This is a genomic window from Streptomyces sp. NPDC015130 (assembly GCF_043080005.1).
Lineage (GTDB): Bacteria > Actinomycetota > Actinomycetes > Streptomycetales > Streptomycetaceae > Streptomyces.
Genome location: NZ_JBIBVC010000013.1, coordinates 77,003 through 92,408, shown reverse-complemented (window position 1 = coordinate 92,408; position 15,406 = coordinate 77,003). Strand labels below are relative to the sequence as shown.

Annotated in this window: 13 protein-coding genes; 11 read left to right on the top strand and 2 right to left on the bottom strand. The window is 71.9% G+C overall.

The window, feature by feature from the left end; all coding sequences use genetic code 11:
- The first annotated feature begins 17 nt into the window (after positions 1-17).
- From ACF08F_RS25695 to ACF08F_RS25680, 4 genes are all read left to right on the top strand, one after another.
- Positions 18-656 (top strand): AIM24 family protein, encoded by a 639-nt coding sequence (locus ACF08F_RS25695; protein WP_392300884.1) that lies wholly within the window; start codon positions 18-20, stop codon positions 654-656.
- Positions 656-1,306, top strand: a complete 651-nt coding sequence (locus ACF08F_RS25690; protein ID WP_392300883.1) for an AIM24 family protein — start codon at positions 656-658, stop codon at positions 1,304-1,306. The genes ACF08F_RS25695 and ACF08F_RS25690 overlap by 1 nt, the downstream gene beginning before the upstream one ends.
- Positions 1,303-2,088, top strand: coding sequence for an AIM24 family protein (locus ACF08F_RS25685; RefSeq protein WP_392300882.1), 786 nt, complete (start codon positions 1,303-1,305; stop codon positions 2,086-2,088). The genes ACF08F_RS25690 and ACF08F_RS25685 overlap by 4 nt, the downstream gene beginning before the upstream one ends.
- 83 nt (positions 2,089-2,171) lie before the next feature.
- Positions 2,172-2,654 (top strand): MarR family winged helix-turn-helix transcriptional regulator, encoded by a 483-nt coding sequence (locus ACF08F_RS25680; protein WP_392300881.1) that lies wholly within the window; start codon positions 2,172-2,174, stop codon positions 2,652-2,654.
- 67 nt (positions 2,655-2,721) lie between these two features.
- Here the strand turns inward: ACF08F_RS25680 and meaB are convergent, their stop codons facing one another.
- Both meaB and ACF08F_RS25670 read right to left on the bottom strand, forming a co-directional pair.
- A complete protein-coding gene (meaB, locus tag ACF08F_RS25675) occupies positions 2,722-3,678 on the bottom strand; it encodes a methylmalonyl Co-A mutase-associated GTPase MeaB (protein ID WP_189509292.1) in 957 nt (318 codons plus the stop codon).
- Between the two features lie 24 nt (positions 3,679-3,702).
- Positions 3,703-4,911, bottom strand: coding sequence for an acetyl-CoA C-acetyltransferase (locus tag ACF08F_RS25670; RefSeq protein WP_392300880.1), 1,209 nt, complete (start codon positions 4,909-4,911; stop codon positions 3,703-3,705).
- A 138-nt stretch (positions 4,912-5,049) separates the two neighbouring features.
- Here ACF08F_RS25670 and mce point away from each other — a divergent pair, with 138 nt between their 5' ends.
- From mce to ACF08F_RS25635, 7 genes are all read left to right on the top strand, one after another.
- Positions 5,050-5,502, top strand: coding sequence for a methylmalonyl-CoA epimerase (mce, locus tag ACF08F_RS25665; protein WP_392300879.1), 453 nt, complete (start codon positions 5,050-5,052; stop codon positions 5,500-5,502).
- Positions 5,503-5,716: 214 nt separating this feature from the next.
- Positions 5,717-10,228, top strand: a complete 4,512-nt coding sequence (gene scy, locus ACF08F_RS25660; RefSeq protein ID WP_392300987.1) for a polarized growth protein Scy — start codon at positions 5,717-5,719, stop codon at positions 10,226-10,228.
- Between the two features lie 114 nt (positions 10,229-10,342).
- Positions 10,343-11,278 carry a hypothetical protein gene (locus ACF08F_RS25655; RefSeq protein WP_056644144.1) on the top strand — a complete coding sequence of 312 codons (936 nt, stop codon included), beginning with the start codon at positions 10,343-10,345 and terminating at the stop codon, positions 11,276-11,278.
- A gap of 130 nt (positions 11,279-11,408) precedes the next feature.
- Positions 11,409-12,377, top strand: coding sequence for an ABC transporter ATP-binding protein (locus tag ACF08F_RS25650; RefSeq protein WP_392300878.1), 969 nt, complete (start codon positions 11,409-11,411; stop codon positions 12,375-12,377).
- Between the two features lie 3 nt (positions 12,378-12,380).
- The gene (locus ACF08F_RS25645; protein ID WP_392300877.1) at positions 12,381-13,160 is read left to right on the top strand and encodes an ABC transporter permease subunit; all 780 of its coding nucleotides are present in this window, start codon (positions 12,381-12,383) and stop codon (positions 13,158-13,160) included.
- Between the two features lie 235 nt (positions 13,161-13,395).
- The gene (locus tag ACF08F_RS25640; protein ID WP_392300876.1) at positions 13,396-14,565 is read left to right on the top strand and encodes an ATP-binding cassette domain-containing protein; all 1,170 of its coding nucleotides are present in this window, start codon (positions 13,396-13,398) and stop codon (positions 14,563-14,565) included.
- Entirely contained in the window at positions 14,562-15,398 is an 837-nt protein-coding gene (locus ACF08F_RS25635) for an ABC transporter permease (protein ID WP_392300875.1), read from the top strand. The genes ACF08F_RS25640 and ACF08F_RS25635 overlap by 4 nt, the downstream gene beginning before the upstream one ends.
- Positions 15,399-15,406 lie beyond the last annotated feature (8 nt).

The following is a 15,406-nucleotide window of genomic DNA, read 5'->3' as shown; positions in this document are numbered from 1 at the left end:
CCCAGTACCTTCTCCGGGTGGCAACGTTCCGACTCCAGGGCAGCAAGGTGCTCGCGGTCTCCATGACCGGCGACTCCGTCAAGGCGAAGAACGGCTCGATGGTCGCCTACGACGGCCAGATGGCGTTCAAGAAGATGAGCGGTGGAGGTGAGGGTCTGCGTGGCATGGTGACCCGCCGGCTCACCGGTGAGCAGATGGAGGTGATGGAGGTACGCGGCCAGGGGACCTGCTGGTTCGCCGACCGGGCCTCCGAGATCAACCTCGTGTCCCTGCACGGCGAGAAGCTCTGGGTCGAGGCGAGCAATCTGCTCTGCACCGACGCGGGGCTGCGCACCGGCACCACCTTCACGGGCCTGCGCGGCGGCGCCACCGGCAACGGCCTCTTCACGACGACCGTGGAGGGCACCGGCCAGGCGGCGATCACCTCCGACGGCCCGGCGGTGGTGCTCCGGGTGACCCCGCAGTACCCGCTCCAGGTCGACCCCGGCGCGTACATCGCCCACCAGGGCAACCTCCAGCAGCACTTCCAGTCGGGTGTGACCTTCCGCACCCTCCTGGGTGAGGGCGGCGGCGAGGCCTTCCAGATCCGCTTCGAGGGGGACGGCCTCGTGTACGTCCAGCCGAGCGAGCGCAACACGATCGGGGGGGACGTCTGATGCCGTTCCGCGAGATCAACTCGAAGATGGTCGAGGCGACCGTCATCCCCGGGCAGCGGATGTTCAGCCAGCGCGGGGCGATGCTCGCGTACCGCGGCGACGTCAGTTTCACGCCGAACATCGCGGGCGGCCAGGGCGGTGTGATGTCGATGATCGGACGCCGCGTGGCCGGCGAGGCGACGCCGCTGATGACGGTCGAGGGCAACGGCACGGTGATGTTCGGGCACGGCGGCCACCACATCCAGGTGATCGCGCTGACGGGCGACACCCTGTACGTGGAGGCCGACCGGCTCCTCGCCTTCGACGGCACCCTGGAACAGGGCACGATGTTCATGGGCTCGCAGGGCGGGGTCATGGGCATGGTCCGCGGCCAGGTGACCGGCCAGGGCCTCTTCACCACCACCCTCAAGGGCCACGGCTCGGTGGCCGTCATGGCGCACGGCGGGGTCATCGAGCTGCCGATCTCCCCCGGCCGCCCGGTCCACGTCGACCCGCAGGCGTACGTGGCCCACCACGGCGACGTGCGGAACAAGCTCTCCACGGCGCTGGGCTGGCGCGACATGGTGGGGCGCGGCTCAGGCGAGGCGTTCCAGCTGGAGCTGAGCGGCAGCGGCGCGGTGTACGTCCAGGCCTCGGAGGAGAAGCTGTGAGCACCCCGGTGATCCACGACCCGACGACGCTTCCGTCGGACGACAACGTCAATCCGTACACCTTCTGCGTGGAGCTCAAGGGCTCCCAGTGGTTCCTGCAGAAGGGCAAGATGATCGCCTACTACGGGCGGATCGAGTTCAACGGCATCGGGCACGGGCGGCTCGACCGGCTGGTCCGCACGTCCTTCCACTCGCCGCTGCACGCGAGCGACTGGGTGGTCGCGGAGGGCAGCGGCAAGATGCTGCTCGCGGACCGGGCCTTCGACGTGAACTCGTTCGACCTGGACGAGGGCAACCTGACGATCCGCTCGGGCAACCTGCTGGCCTACCAGCCGACGCTCGCGCTGAAGCAGTCGATCGTGCCGGGTTTCGTGACGCTGATCGGCACGGGCAAGTTCGTGGCCGCGTCGAACGGCCCGGTGGTCTTCATGGAGCCGCCGATGCGGGTGGACCCGCAGGCGCTGGTCGGCTGGGCCGACTGCCCCTCTCCCTGTCATCATTACGACCACGGCTACATGACGGGCGTGATGGGCGGCGTACGGGCCCTGACGGGCATCGGCGGCACCTCGGGCGAGGAGCACCAGTTCGAGTTCGTGGGCGCGGGCACGGTCCTGCTCCAGTCGACGGAGCTGCTCATGGCGGACCGGGCGATCGGCGGCCCGCCCGCGCAGGCGGGAGTCCCGGGCGGCCATGGTGCGCACGGTTCCGGCCAGAGCGTGCCGGGCTCGGTACCGCGCCTTCCCGGCCAGCTCGGTGACCTCCAGCGGCGCTTCGGTCTGTGAGCGGTAGTCTGCGGAGTGTGACGTCTTCGAACGCACGCTCCCAGATTTCGTCAAGTATTCAACTTCTTAGGTAGAATCCACACATGGAGACCGAGACCGAGACCGTCATCCCCTGGCTCACCGACGGCGAGCAGTGCGCCTGGCGCACGTTCCTGGACGTCCAGCGGATGCTCACGCACCAGCTGGAGAAGGACCTCCAGCCCTTCGGCCTGACGATGAACGACTACGAGATCCTGGTGAACCTCTCGGAGTCGGCGGAGCGGCGGCTGCGCATGAGCGACCTCGCGACGGCCACCCTCCAGTCCAAGAGCCGGCTCTCCCACCAGATCACCCGGATGGAGAACGCCGGACTCGTCCGGCGCGAGAACTGCGAGTCCGACCGCCGCGGGCTGTACGCCGTCCTCACGGACGACGGCATGGAGACCATGCGCAAGGTCGCCCCGCACCACGTCGAGTCGGTGCGCCGGCACTTCATCGACCAGATCGGCCCCGAGGCCCTCGGAGACCTCCACGAGTCCCTGAAGCCGATCGCGGAGCAGCTCCGCGGGCGCCGCGGCAAGCCGTGACCTGACAGAGAAACGGGAAGGGCCTCTCCGGACGACCGGAGAGGCCCTTCCCGCGTCGTGTACGCCGTCAGTTGCCCGTCAGGCTCGCGACCAGCTCGTCGGAGGCCGCGTACGGGTCGAGCTCGCCCGCGACGATCCGCTCGGCCAGCGCGTCCAGGCGCCGGTCGCCGTGCAGGTCGCCGATGCGCTCGCGCAGGGCGGTGACCGCGATGGTCTCCACCTCGCGCGCGGCACGGGACCTGCGACGGTCGGCGAGCACCCCGTGCTCCTCCATCCACGCGCGGTGCTTCTCCAGGGCCTCCACGACCTCGTCGATGCCCTCGCCGCGCGCCGCGACCGTCTTGACGATCGGCGGCCGCCAGTCACCCGCGGACCGCGCCTCGCCCAGGCCCAGCATGTGGTTGAGCTCCCGGGCGGTGGCGTCCGCGCCGTCCCGGTCGGCCTTGTTCACCACGTACAGGTCGCCGATCTCCAGGATGCCCGCCTTCGCGGCCTGGATCCCGTCGCCCATGCCCGGCGCGAGGAGGACGACCGAGGTGTCGGCCTGGGAGGCGATCTCGACCTCGGACTGCCCGACGCCGACCGTCTCCACGAGGATCACCTCGCAGCCGGCCGCGTCCAGGACGCGGATGGCCTGCGGGGCGGACCAGGCGAGGCCGCCCAGGTGGCCACGGGTGGCCATCGAGCGGATGTAGACCCCCGGGTCGGAGGCGTGCTCCGACATCCGGACCCGGTCGCCGAGCAGCGCTCCGCCGCTGAACGGCGAGGACGGGTCGACGGCCAGGACGCCGACCCGCTTGCCCGCCCTGCGGTACGCGGAGACCAGCGCGGACGTGGACGTGGACTTGCCCACGCCCGGCGAACCCGTCAGGCCCACCACGTACGCGCCGCCGGTCAGCGGCGCGAGCGCCGCCATCACCTCGCGCAGCTGGGGGGACGCCCCCTCGACGAGCGAGATCAGCCGGGCCACGGCCCGCGGCCGGCCCTCCCGTGCCTGGGCGACGAGTTCGGGGACGTCCACCATCTGCGCTGCTCCTTCAGTACGGAACTACTTGCCGTTTCCGGGGACACGGACGATCAGCGCGTCACCCTGACCGCCGCCGCCGCACAAGGCCGCCGCGCCGATGCCGCCGCCGCGCCGCTTGAGCTCCAGGGCGAGGTGCAGCACCACGCGGGCGCCGGACATGCCGATCGGGTGGCCCAGGGCGATGGCGCCACCGTTGACGTTCACCTTCTCGGGGGTAACGCCGAGGTCCTTCATTGACTGGTGCGCGACGGCGGCGAAGGCCTCGTTGATCTCGATCAGGTCGAGGTCGTCGACGGTCAGGCCGTCCTTCTTGAGCGCGTGCTGGATGGCGTTGGACGGCTGCGACTGGAGCGAGTTGTCCGGGCCCGCGACGTTGCCGTGGGCACCGATCTCGGCGATCCACTCCAGGCCCAGCTCCTCGGCCTTGGCCTTGCTCATCACGACGACGGCGGCGGCGCCGTCGGAGATCTGCGAGGAGGTGCCGGCGGTGATGGTGCCGTCCTTGGCGAAGGCCGGACGGAGCTTGCCGAGGGACTCGGCGGTGGTCTCCGCGCGGATGCCCTCGTCCTTGGAGAAGATCACCGGCTCGCCCTTGCGCTGCGGGATCTCGACCGGGGTGATCTCGGCCTCGAAGATGCCGTTCTTCTGCGCGGCGGCGGCCCGCTGGTGCGAGAGGGCGGCGATCTCGTCCTGCACGTCGCGCGGGATGCCCAGGCGCGTGTTGTGCTTCTCGGTGGACTCGCCCATGGCGATGCCCTCGAAGGCGTCGGTGAGGCCGTCGTACGCCATCGCGTCGAGCATCTCGATCGCGCCGTACTTGTAGCCCTCGCGGGACTTCGGCAGCAGGTGCGGGGCGTTGGTCATCGACTCCTGGCCGCCGGCGACGACCACGTCGAACTCACCCGCGCGGATCAGCTGGTCGGCGAGCGCGATGGCGTCGAGACCGGACAGACACACCTTGTTGATGGTGAGGGCCGGGACGTTCATCGGGATGCCGGCCTTGACGGCGGCCTGGCGGGCGGGGATCTGCCCGGCGCCCGCCTGGAGCACCTGGCCCATGATCACGTACTGCACCTGGTCGCCGCCGATGCCCGCGCGGTCGAGGGCGGCCTTGATCGCGAACCCGCCGAGGTCCGCGCCCGAGAAGGACTTGAGCGAGCCGAGCAGGCGACCCATGGGCGTGCGGGCGCCCGCGACGATCACTGAGGTGGTACCGGTCGTTCCAGACATGAGGCACGGCCCCTAGGGATGAGGAGTGAACGAGGGTTTACCGCCAATGTACTGAGACGCGCGGCGCCCGGTCACCGGGCAGCCGGTGTGATCGCGCGCACGTTGCGTAACCGCCCTTCTGGCGCTGGACTAGGGAGCATGCTGACGCGTATCGACCACATCGGGATCGCCTGTTTCGACCTCGACAAGACTGTCGAGTTCTACCGTGCGACGTACGGATTCGAGGTGTTCCACACCGAGGTCAACGAAGAGCAGGGTGTCCGCGAGGCCATGCTCAAGATCAACGAGACCTCGGACGGCGGGGCCTCCTACCTCCAGCTCCTGGAGCCGACCCGCGAGGACTCGGCGGTGGGCAAGTGGCTCGCCAAGAACGGCGAGGGCGTGCACCACATCGCCTTCGGCACGGCGGACGTCGACGGCGACGCCGAGGCCATCCGCGGGAAGGGCGTCCGCGTCCTCTACGACGAGCCCCGCATCGGCTCGATGGGCTCCCGCATCACCTTCCTGCACCCCAAGGACTGCCACGGCGTCCTCACGGAACTGGTCACCTCGGCGAAGCCCTCCACTGACCACTCCTCAGCGGAGCACTGACCTCCGGATTCCTGGCCCGGTAGAGTGGGCGGCTCCGGGCCGGGGCCGGTCGGGGCCGCTCCACGTGGCCCCGAAGTCGGGATGTCGGGGTCGTCCGATCCATCACGATTCCCCGGGGGTCCGTTCTCGTCGGTGAGGACGGTGCTCGTGGGGTTACGCGATCAGGGTTGGGGTCTCCCCTGCTCGAAGAGCTCGGGGAAGGATGGACCGCGCAGTGCGGGGCTACGAACGCCAGGAGAGCCACCGAGCTGAAGACGACCATCTCGCCCGGTTCGAAGCCGAGATGGACCGGCTGAAGACCGAGCGTGAGAAGGCCGTCCAGCACGCCGAGGACCTCGGTTACCAAGTCGAGGTCTTGCGTGCCAAGCTCCACGAGGCGCGCCGCACGATCGCGTCCCGGCCCGCGTACGACAGCGCGGACATCGGCTACCAGGCCGAACAGCTGCTGCGCAACGCGCAGGCGCAGGCCGAGCAGCTCCGCCAGGACGCCGAGCGCGAGCTGCGCGAGGCCCGCGCCCAGACGCAGCGCATCCTCCAGGAGCACGCCGAGCACCAGTCCCGGCTCCAGGCCGAGCTGCACAACGAGGCGGTCCAGCGCCGCCAGCAGCTGGACCAGGAGCTCAGCGAGCGCCGCCAGACCGTCGAGGCGCACGTCAACGAGAACGTCGCCTGGGCCGAGCAGCTGCGCGCCCGCACGGAGTCCCAGGCCCGCCGCCTCATGGAGGAGTCCCGCGCGGAGGCCGAGCAGTCGCTCGCCACCGCCCGCGCCGAGGCCACCCGGCTCGCCGAGGAGACCAGCCGCCGCGTCGGCACCGAGGCCGAGGCCGCCCGCGCCGAGGCCGAGGCCATCCTGCTGCGCGCCCGCAAGGACGCCGAGCGGCTCCTGAGCGCCGCCTCCAGCCAGGCCCAGGAGGCCACGAGCCACGCCGAGCAGCTCCGCTCGACGACCACCGCCGAGACGGACCAGGCCCGCCGCCAGGCCACCGAACTCTCCCGCGCCGCCGAGCAGCGCCTCCAGGAGGCCGAGGAGAAGCTCCGGCTGGCCGGCGCCGAGGCCGAGAAGGCCCTCACGGAGGCCAGGGAGGCCGCCGCCAAGCAGCTCGCCTCCGCCGAGTCGGTCAACGAGCAGCGCACCCGCACCGCCAAGACGGAGATCGCCCGGCTCGTCGGCGAGGCCACCAAGGACGCCGAGGCCCTCAAGGCCGATGCCGAGGAGAAGCTCCGCGAGGCGACCGCCGAGGCCGAGAAGCTGGTCTCGGAGGCCTCCGAGAAGGCCCGGACGGCCGTGGCCGAGGACTCCGCCGCCGCGCTCGCCAAGGCCGCCCGCAGCGCCGAGGAGATCCTCACCAAGGCCTCCGAGGACGCCCGCGAGACCACCCGCAAGGCCTCCGAGGAGGCCGAGCGGATCCGCCGCGAGGCCGAGACCGAGATGGACCGGCTGCGGACCCGCGCCGAGGAGCAGGCCGACGAGCTGCTCGGCTCGGCGAAGGACGACACCAAGGAGTACCGCGCCAAGACGGTCGAGCTCCAGGAGGAGGCCCGCCGGCTGCGCGGCGAGGCCGAGCAGCTGCGCGCCGAGGCCATCGCCGAGGGCGAGCGGATCCGCGGCGAGGCCCGCCGCGAGGCCCTCCAGCAGATCGAGGAGGCGGCCGGTACCGCCGAGGAGCTGCTGACCAAGGCCCGTACGGACGCCGAGGAGCTCCGCACCAAGGCCGGCGCCGAGAGCGAGCGGGTCAAGTCGGAGGCCGTCGAGCGCGCCCAGACGCTCCGTGCGCAGGCCGAGGAGACCCTGGAGCGCACCCGCGCCGAGGCCGAGCGGCTGCGCGCCGAGGCCGAGGAGCAGGCGGAGTCCGTCAGGGACGCGGCCGAGGAGACCGCCGCCGGGCTGCGCGCGGACGCCGAGCGGGCCGCCGAGGCCCGCCGCGCCGAGGCCGCCGACGAGCTGACCCGGCTGCACACCGACGCCGAGACCAAGGTGGCGGCGGCCGGACAGGAGCTGACCGACGCTCGCGCCGAGAGCGAGCGCATCCGCCGCGAGACCGCCGAGGAGACCGAGCGGCTCCGCACGGAGGCCGCCGAACGCGTCCGTACGCTCCAGGAGCAGGCCGAGCAGGAGGCCGAGCGGCTGCGCGCCGAGGCCGCCTCGGACGCCTCCACCGCGCGGAGCGAGGCCGAGGCCGCCTCCGTACGGCTCCGCACCGAGGCCGCGGACGAGGCCGAGCGCCTGAGGTCCGAGGCGCAGGAGACCGCCGACCGGGTGCGGGCGGAGGCCGCGGCCGCCGCCGAGCGGGTCGCCGCCGAGGCCGCCGAGGCGCTGGCCGCCGCGCAGGAGGAGGCCAACCGGCGTCGCCGGGAGGCCGAGGAGACGCTGGACTCGGCCCGCTCCGAGGCCGGCCGCGAGCGCGAGCACGCCCGCGAGCAGTCCGAGGAGCTCCTCGCCGCCGCCCGCAGGCGCGTCGAGGACGCCCAGACCGAGGCGCAGCGCCTGGTCGAGGAGGCGGACGCCCGGGCGACCGAGATGGTCACCGCCGCCGAGCACACCGCCCAGGAGGTGCGGGACTCGGTGGCCGGGCTGCGCGAGCAGGCCGAGGAGGAGATCGCCGGGCTGCGCAGCGCCGCCGAGCACGCGGCCGAGCGGACGCGCACCGAGGCGCAGGAGGAGGCGGACCGGGTCCGCGCCGACGCGTACGAGGAGCGGGAGCGGGCGTCCGAGGACGCCTCCCGCACCCGGGCGCGCGCCCAGGAGGAGTCGGAGGCCGCGAAGGCGCTGGCCGAGCGGACCGTCGCGGACGCGATCGCCGAGTCGGAGAAGCTGCGGGCGGACACCGCGGAGTACGCGCAGCGGGTACGCACCGAGGTGACGGACTCGCTCGCCTCGGCGGAGCAGGACGCGGCCCGTACGCGGGCCGACGCCCGGGACGACGCGAACCGGATCCGTTCGGAGGCCGCCGAGCGCGCCGAGACGGTGGTCGGCGAGGCGCGTGCGGAAGCGGAGCGGATCGGCGCCGAGGCCGAGCAGATCCTCGACGAGGCCCGCAGGGCCGCCGACAAGCGCCGCTCCGACGCCGCCGAGCAGGCCGACACCCTGATCGGGGAGGCGACGAGCGAGGCCGAGCGGATCGGCGCCGAGGCAACCGCCGAGGCCGAGCGGCTCACGACCGAGGCCGCCGAGCTCCTGGAGAGCACCGAGCAGGACGCGCTGCGGCTCCGTACCGAGGCCGAGCAGGTCAAGGCCGACGGGGAGGCGCACGCGGAGGCGCTGCGCACCGCGGCGATCGCGGACGGCGAGCAGGTCCTCGACGAGGCCCGCAGGGCCGCCGACAAGCGCCGCTCCGACGCCGCCGAGCAGGCCGACGCGCTGCTCGCCGAGGCGACGGCCGAGGCCGAGCGGCTCACCGCCGAGGCGGTCGAGCTCATGGACACGACCGAGCAGGACGCGCTGCGGCTCCGTACCGAGGCCGAGCAGGTCAAGATCGACGGGGAGGCGCACGCCCAGGCCCTGCGCACCGCCGCCCTCGCGGACGGCGAGCAGGTCCTCGACGAGGCCCGCAAGGCCGCCGACAAGCGCCGCTCCGACGCCGCCGAGCAGGCCGACGCGCTCCTCGCCGAGGCGACGGCCGAGGCCGAGCGGATCACCCGTGAGGCGGGCGAGCTGTCCGACGCGGTCACCGCGGACGCGCGCGCCGAGGCCGAGCGGATCGCGGCGGAGGCCGCCGAGCAGGCGGGCCGGACCGTCGCGGAGGCCGAGCGCCACAAGGCCGGGGCGGAGGCGGAGGCGGCCGCGGCGGTGGAGGCCGCTCAGCAGGACGCCGAGCGGATCCGCGCGGAGTCGGAGCAGGTGAAGGCGGACGCCGAGGCGGCGGCCGAGCAGATGCGGTCGGAGGCCCGCGAGGAGGCGGACCGGACGCTCGACGAGGCCCGGGAGGCCGGCGCGCGGAAGCGTTCGGACGCGGCCGAGCAGGCGGACCAGCTCATCGCCAAGGCCCAGGAGGAGGCGCTGCGCGCCACCACCGACGCCGAGACGCAGGCGGACACCATGGTCGGCGCGGCCCGCAAGGAGGCCGAGCGGATCGTCGCCGAGGCGACCGTCGAGGGCAACTCGCTCGTGGAGAAGGCCCGTACGGACGCCGACGAGCTGCTCGTCGGAGCGCGCAGCGACGCGACGGCCATAAGGGACCGGTCCGAGGAGCTGCGGGGCCGCGTCGAGGGCGAGATCGAGGAACTGCACGACCGGGCGCGGCGCGAGACCGCCGAGCAGATGAAGACGGCCGGCGAGCGCGTCGACAAGCTGGTCAAGGCCGCGACGGAGCAGCGCGCCGAGGCGGAGGAGAAGGCGAAGGAGCTGGTCTCCGAGGCGAGTTCCGAGGCGAGCAAGGTCCGTATCGCGGCCGTCCGGAAGGCGGAGGCGCTCCTCAAGGAGGCCGAGCAGAAGAAGGCCTCGCTCGTCGCGGAGGCCGAGGGCATCAAGGCGGAGGCCGAGCAGCTGCGGGCCGACGCGGAGGCCGAGGCCGAGCGGACCGTCGAGGAGGGCAAGCGGGAGCTGGAGGTGCTCGTGCGCAGGCGCGAGGACATCAATGCCGAGATCTCCCGTGTCCAGGACGTGCTGGAGGCGTTGGAGTCTTTCGAGACTCCGTCGGCGGGCGCGAAGTCCGGTGGGGCGGGGGGCGTCAAGGCGGGCGCATCGGCGGGGTCCACTCGTTCGAGTGGCAAGTCCCAGGACGGCTAGCCACTCGAAAGGCTGGACATTCTCCAGATCAAACGGGCATACGCTCGATGACACGCCGCTCCGGCCCCTAGGATTCCCTCTAACACCTCACCGGTCTCATTCGACAGGAACCCCATGAGCGACACTTCCTCCCCCTTCGGCTTCGAGCTCGTGCGGCGTGGTTACGACCGCGGTCAGGTGGACGACCGCATTACCAAGCTCGTCGCCGACCGTGACAGTGCTCTCTCCCGGATCACTTCCCTGGAGAAGCGCATCGAGGAACTCCACCTCGAAACGCAGAACGCACAGGCGCAGGTCACCGACGCCGAGCCGTCGTACGCCGGCCTCGGCGCCCGTGTCGAGAAGATCCTCCGGCTCGCCGAGGAGGAGGCGAAGGACCTGCGCGAGGAGGCCCGTCGCGCCGCCGAGCAGCACCGCGAGCTGGCCGAGTCGGCCGCCCAGCAGGTGCGCAACGACGCGGAGTCCTTCGCGGCCGAGCGGAAGTCGAAGGCCGAGGACGAGGGCGTCCGGATCGTCGAGAAGGCGCAGGGCGAGGCCAACTCGCTGCGCGCCGAGGCGCAGAAGGACGCGCAGTCGAAGCGCGAGGAGGCGGACGCCCTCTTCGAGGAGACCCGCGCCAAGGCCGCCCAGGCCGCCGCGGACTTCGAGACCAACCTGGCGAAGCGCCGCGAGCAGTCGGAGCGGGACCTGGCCTCGCGTCAGGCGAAGGCCGAGAAGCGCCTCGCCGAGATCGAGCACCGCGCCGAGCAGCTCCGCCTGGAGGCCGAGAAGCTGCGTACGGACGCGGAGCGCCGGGCCCGTCAGACGGTGGAGACCGCGCAGCGCCAGGCCGAGGACATCGTCGCCGACGCGAACGCGAAGGCCGACCGGATCCGCAGCGAGTCGGAGCGCGAGCTCGCGGCGCTGACGAACCGCCGCGACTCGATCAACGCGCAGCTGACCAACGTCCGCGAGATGCTGGCGACGCTGACGGGTGCCGCGGTCGCGGCGGCCGGCTCCCCGATCGACGACGAGCGCGCCGCCGGCGTCCCGGCCCAGCAGTCCCGCTGACGCCCCGGCAGTCCCGCTGACACCCGCCGGTTCCGCCGGCCTGTCGTCGGCGGAACCGCGTGCACGGCGCATCCGAAACCCTCCGTCATTCCGGTGGCGGGGGGTTTTGCGCGCCCTTAGGTTGGTACGCATGATCGAGCTTGAGGGCCTGACCAAGCGCTACGGGGCGAAGACGGCGGTCGACCATCTCTCCTTCCAGGTCCGGCCGGGGGTCGTCACGGGCTTCCTCGGGCCGAACGGGGCGGGCAAGTCGACGACGATGCGGATGATGCTCGACCTGGACAACCCGACCAGCGGTACGGTCCGGATCGACGGCAGGCACTACCGGGAGCTCCAGGAGCCGCTGAAGTACATCGGCGCGCTGCTCGACGCCAAGGCGATGCACGGCGGGCGCTCCGCGTACAACAACCTGCTGTGTCTCGCGCAGTCGAACCGGATCCCGGAGAGCCGGGTCGGCGAGGTGCTCGACCTCGTGGGTCTGACGGCGGTCGCACGGAAGAAGTCGAAGGGTTTCTCCCTCGGCATGGGGCAGCGGCTGGGTATCGCCTCGGCGCTGCTGGGCGATCCCGAGATCCTGATGTTCGACGAACCCGTCAATGGTCTGGACCCCGAGGGAATTCACTGGATCCGCAATCTGATGAAGGCGCTGGCCGGCGAGGGCCGGACGATCTTCGTCTCCAGCCATCTGATGAGTGAAATGGCGCTGACGGCCGATCATCTGATCGTGATCGGGCAGGGAAAGCTGCTGGCCGACACCTCGATGGCGGATTTCATCCAGCAGAATTCACGAAGTTATGTGCGGTTGCGTTCCCCGGAGCAGGAACGCCTGCGGGACGTTCTCCACGCCAACGGATTTGTCGTGGTCGAGTCGGGGAACGGCACGCTCGAGGTGGACGGGACGACCACCGAGAAGCTGGGTGAGCTGGCGGGCGCGAACCAGATCGTCCTGCACGAGCTGAGCTCCCAGCGCGCCTCGCTCGAAGAGGCGTTCATGCAGATGACGGCCGCTGCGGTGGAGTACCACGCGCACGGCACCGACGTACACGGCGCCGCGGTGGCGCCCGGCCCCCGGTGGGGCTCGACCTCCGAGGGAGCCTGATCGATGGCAGCGGCATCCGCGGTCCTCCGGTCCGAGTGGACGAAGATCCGGACGGTGTCGTCCACCGTCTGGACGCTGGCGAGCGCCCTGATCGTCACGGTGGGGGTCGGCGCGGCGCTGTCCGCCGTGTTCAACTCCACCTTCGACGATCTCAGCCAGGCCGAGAAGCTCACCTTCGACCCGACCCTGGTCAGCTTCTTCGGGATGACCCTGGGGCAGCTGGCGATGGTCGTCTTCGGCGTCCTGGTGGTCGGCACCGAGTACTCCTCCGGCATGATCCGCACCTCGCTCGCCGCCGTGCCGCAGCGCGCGACCTTCCTCTTCTCGAAGATCGCGGTGGCCGGTGGTCTCGCGCTGCTCGTCGGTGTCGTGACGAGCTTCCTCGCCTTCTTCCTGGGGCAGGCGCTGCTCGGCGAGCACCGGGCGTCGATCGGCGACGAGAACGTGCTGCGGGCGGTGTTCGGCGGCGGTCTCTACATGGGGCTGATCGCGATCTTCTCGATGGGCGTGGCGGCGATGCTGCGCTCCTCGATGCTGTCGCTCGGCATCCTGATGCCGTTCTTCTTCCTGGTCTCGCAGATCCTGGCGGCCGTGCCGAAGGCCAAGGAGGTCGCCAAGTACTTCCCCGACCAGGCCGGCTCGAAGATCATGCAGGTCGTCCCGGACGCCCTGAACACGGAGAAGGCCCCGTACGGACCCTGGGGCGGGCTCGGGATCATGCTGCTCTGGGTGGCGGCGTCGCTCGCCGGCGGCTACCTGGTGCTGAAGAAGCGCGACGCCTGACGGGTCCGGGCCGGGCCCCGGAGGTGCCGGCCCCCCGGGGATCGGCCGCACCGTCCGGGGCCGGTCCGACCCGTAGGGGTCGACCTGGAAATCTCCCGGACCTTCCCGACCGCTTCAATTCCGCTTCGCCGGAACCGTCAACGGCTGGATAAGCTCCTCATTCATACGGGGGGCTCCGGCCGACGGCCGCCACGCCCCGACATGGATGACACCGACCTGTCGATGGGGCTGGAGAATGATCGAGGCAGTCGGCCTGACGAAGCGCTACGGCGCCAAGACGGCCGTGTACAACCTTTCCTTCCAGGTGAGGCCCGGTGTCGTCACCGGCTTCCTGGGGCCCAACGGGTCGGGCAAGTCGACGACGATGCGCATGATCCTCGGGCTCGACCGGCCCACCTCCGGGCATGTGACGATCGGCGGCCACCCCTTCCGGCAGCTGCCGAACGCGCCCCGGCAGGTCGGAGCGCTCCTCGACGCGAAGGCCGTGCACGGCGGCCGGAGCGCGCGCAGCCACCTGCTGTCGCTCGCCCAGCTGGCCGGCATCCCGGCCCAGCGGGTCGACGAGGTCCTCGGCGTCGTCGGCCTCCAGGACGTGGCCAAGCGCCGCTCCAAGGGCTTCTCGCTCGGCATGGGCCAGCGGCTCGGCATCGCGGCGGCGCTCCTCGGCGACCCGCAGGTGCTGCTCTTCGACGAGCCGGTCAACGGCCTGGACCCGGAGGGCATCCTCTGGGTCCGCAACCTGATGAAGAAGCTGGCCTCCGAGGGCCGGACCGTCTTCGTCTCCAGCCACCTCATGAGCGAGATGGCACTGACGGCGGACCACCTGATCGTGATCGGCCGGGGGCAGCTGCTCGCGGACATGAGCGTCACGGACTTCATCTCGGCGAACTCCGCCGACTTCGCCCGGGTGCGGACCCCGCAGACCGAGCCGGCGCAGCGCGAGAAGCTGACGACGACGCTCACGGAGGCCGGCGGCCAGGTGCTGTCCGAGCCGGACGGCGCGCTGCGCGTGACGGGTCTGCCGCTGCCGCGGATCAGCGACCTCGCGCACGACGCGGGCGTACGGCTCTGGGAGCTCTCCCCGCACCAGGCCTCCCTCGAGGAGGCGTACATGCGGATGACGCAGGGCGCCGTGGACTACCGCTCCACCGACGACCGGCTCGCGCACCTCCAGGCGCCGCTCCTGCCCGGTCAGCCGGGGTACGGGATGCCGCCGCAGCAGCCGGCGGCGGCCCCCGAGGTCGCGCAGCAGGGCTGGTACGCCCCGCCGCCGCCCGGACAGAACCCGTACGCCGGGGCTCCGCAGGCGCCCGCGCCGAACCCGTACGCCGGGGCTCCTCAGCCGCCCGCGCAGAGCCCGCACGCCACCCCGCAGCCGAGCGACACCACCAAGGACGCCCGATGACCGCCCCCGCCCCGCACCACGCTCCGGCGCCGCACGCCTACGTCTCCCCCATCCCGGTCCGCAGGGCGCACCTCGGTGACGCCCTCGCCTCCGAGTGGACGAAGATCCGCTCGGTGCGGTCGACGATGTGGACGCTCGGCGTGATGATCCTGCTGATGCTGGGCATCGGCCTGGGCGTGGCGGCCATCGCCTCGGCCTCCGAGGCGCCGATGGGCGACGAGTCCGCGCTCGGCTTCGGCTTCTTCGGCATGCTCCCGGCGTCGATCTGCGTGATCACCCTCGGGGTCCTGACGATCGCCTCCGAGTACGGCACGGGCATGATCCGTACGACCCTGACGGCCTGCCCGAGCCGGGCGCGGGTGCTGACGGCGAAGGCGATCGTCTTCTTCCTGCTGGTCTTCACGGTCACCACCGTCTTCGCGTCGCTGGTGGCGGTGGCGCAGGTCGCCATGGTGGACACCGCGTCGGAGCCGACGGGCGCCGAGTGGCTGCGGGCGACGGTCGGGGCGGGCGCGTACCTGGCCATGCTCGGTCTGCTGTCGCTGGCGCTCGGGACGCTCATCCGGCACTCGGCCGGTGCGATCACCGTCATGATCGGTCTGCTGCTGCTCCCGCTGGTGGCGGCGCTGTTCATGTTCTCGGAGGCGCTCCGGTCCGTGCAGGAGGCGCTCTTCACCTACGCGATCCCCTCGCAGATGATCGCGCTGTACAGCGAGCGTCCGCCGTTCGGCGACAACGGCCCGGCGGGCTGGGAGCCGCTGCTGATCATGGCGGGTGTCACGGCCGCGGCTCTGGCCGGCGCCTACGCCCTGCTGAACAGCCGGGACGTGTGAGCAGGAGC

Coding starts and splice junctions, on each gene's coding strand:
- ACF08F_RS25655 (WP_056644144.1), top strand. CDS start 10,343: ATGAGCGACACTTCCTCCCCCTTCGGCTTCGAGCTCGTGCGGCGTGGT.
- ACF08F_RS25650 (WP_392300878.1), top strand. CDS start 11,409: ATGATCGAGCTTGAGGGCCTGACCAAGCGCTACGGGGCGAAGACGGCG.
- ACF08F_RS25680 (WP_392300881.1), top strand. CDS start 2,172: ATGGAGACCGAGACCGAGACCGTCATCCCCTGGCTCACCGACGGCGAG.
- meaB (WP_189509292.1), bottom strand. CDS start 3,678: ATGGTGGACGTCCCCGAACTCGTCGCCCAGGCACGGGAGGGCCGGCCG.
- ACF08F_RS25670 (WP_392300880.1), bottom strand. CDS start 4,911: ATGTCTGGAACGACCGGTACCACCTCAGTGATCGTCGCGGGCGCCCGC.
- ACF08F_RS25645 (WP_392300877.1), top strand. CDS start 12,381: ATGGCAGCGGCATCCGCGGTCCTCCGGTCCGAGTGGACGAAGATCCGG.
- ACF08F_RS25635 (WP_392300875.1), top strand. CDS start 14,562: ATGACCGCCCCCGCCCCGCACCACGCTCCGGCGCCGCACGCCTACGTC.
- mce (WP_392300879.1), top strand. CDS start 5,050: ATGCTGACGCGTATCGACCACATCGGGATCGCCTGTTTCGACCTCGAC.
- ACF08F_RS25640 (WP_392300876.1), top strand. CDS start 13,396: ATGATCGAGGCAGTCGGCCTGACGAAGCGCTACGGCGCCAAGACGGCC.
- ACF08F_RS25690 (WP_392300883.1), top strand. CDS start 656: ATGCCGTTCCGCGAGATCAACTCGAAGATGGTCGAGGCGACCGTCATC.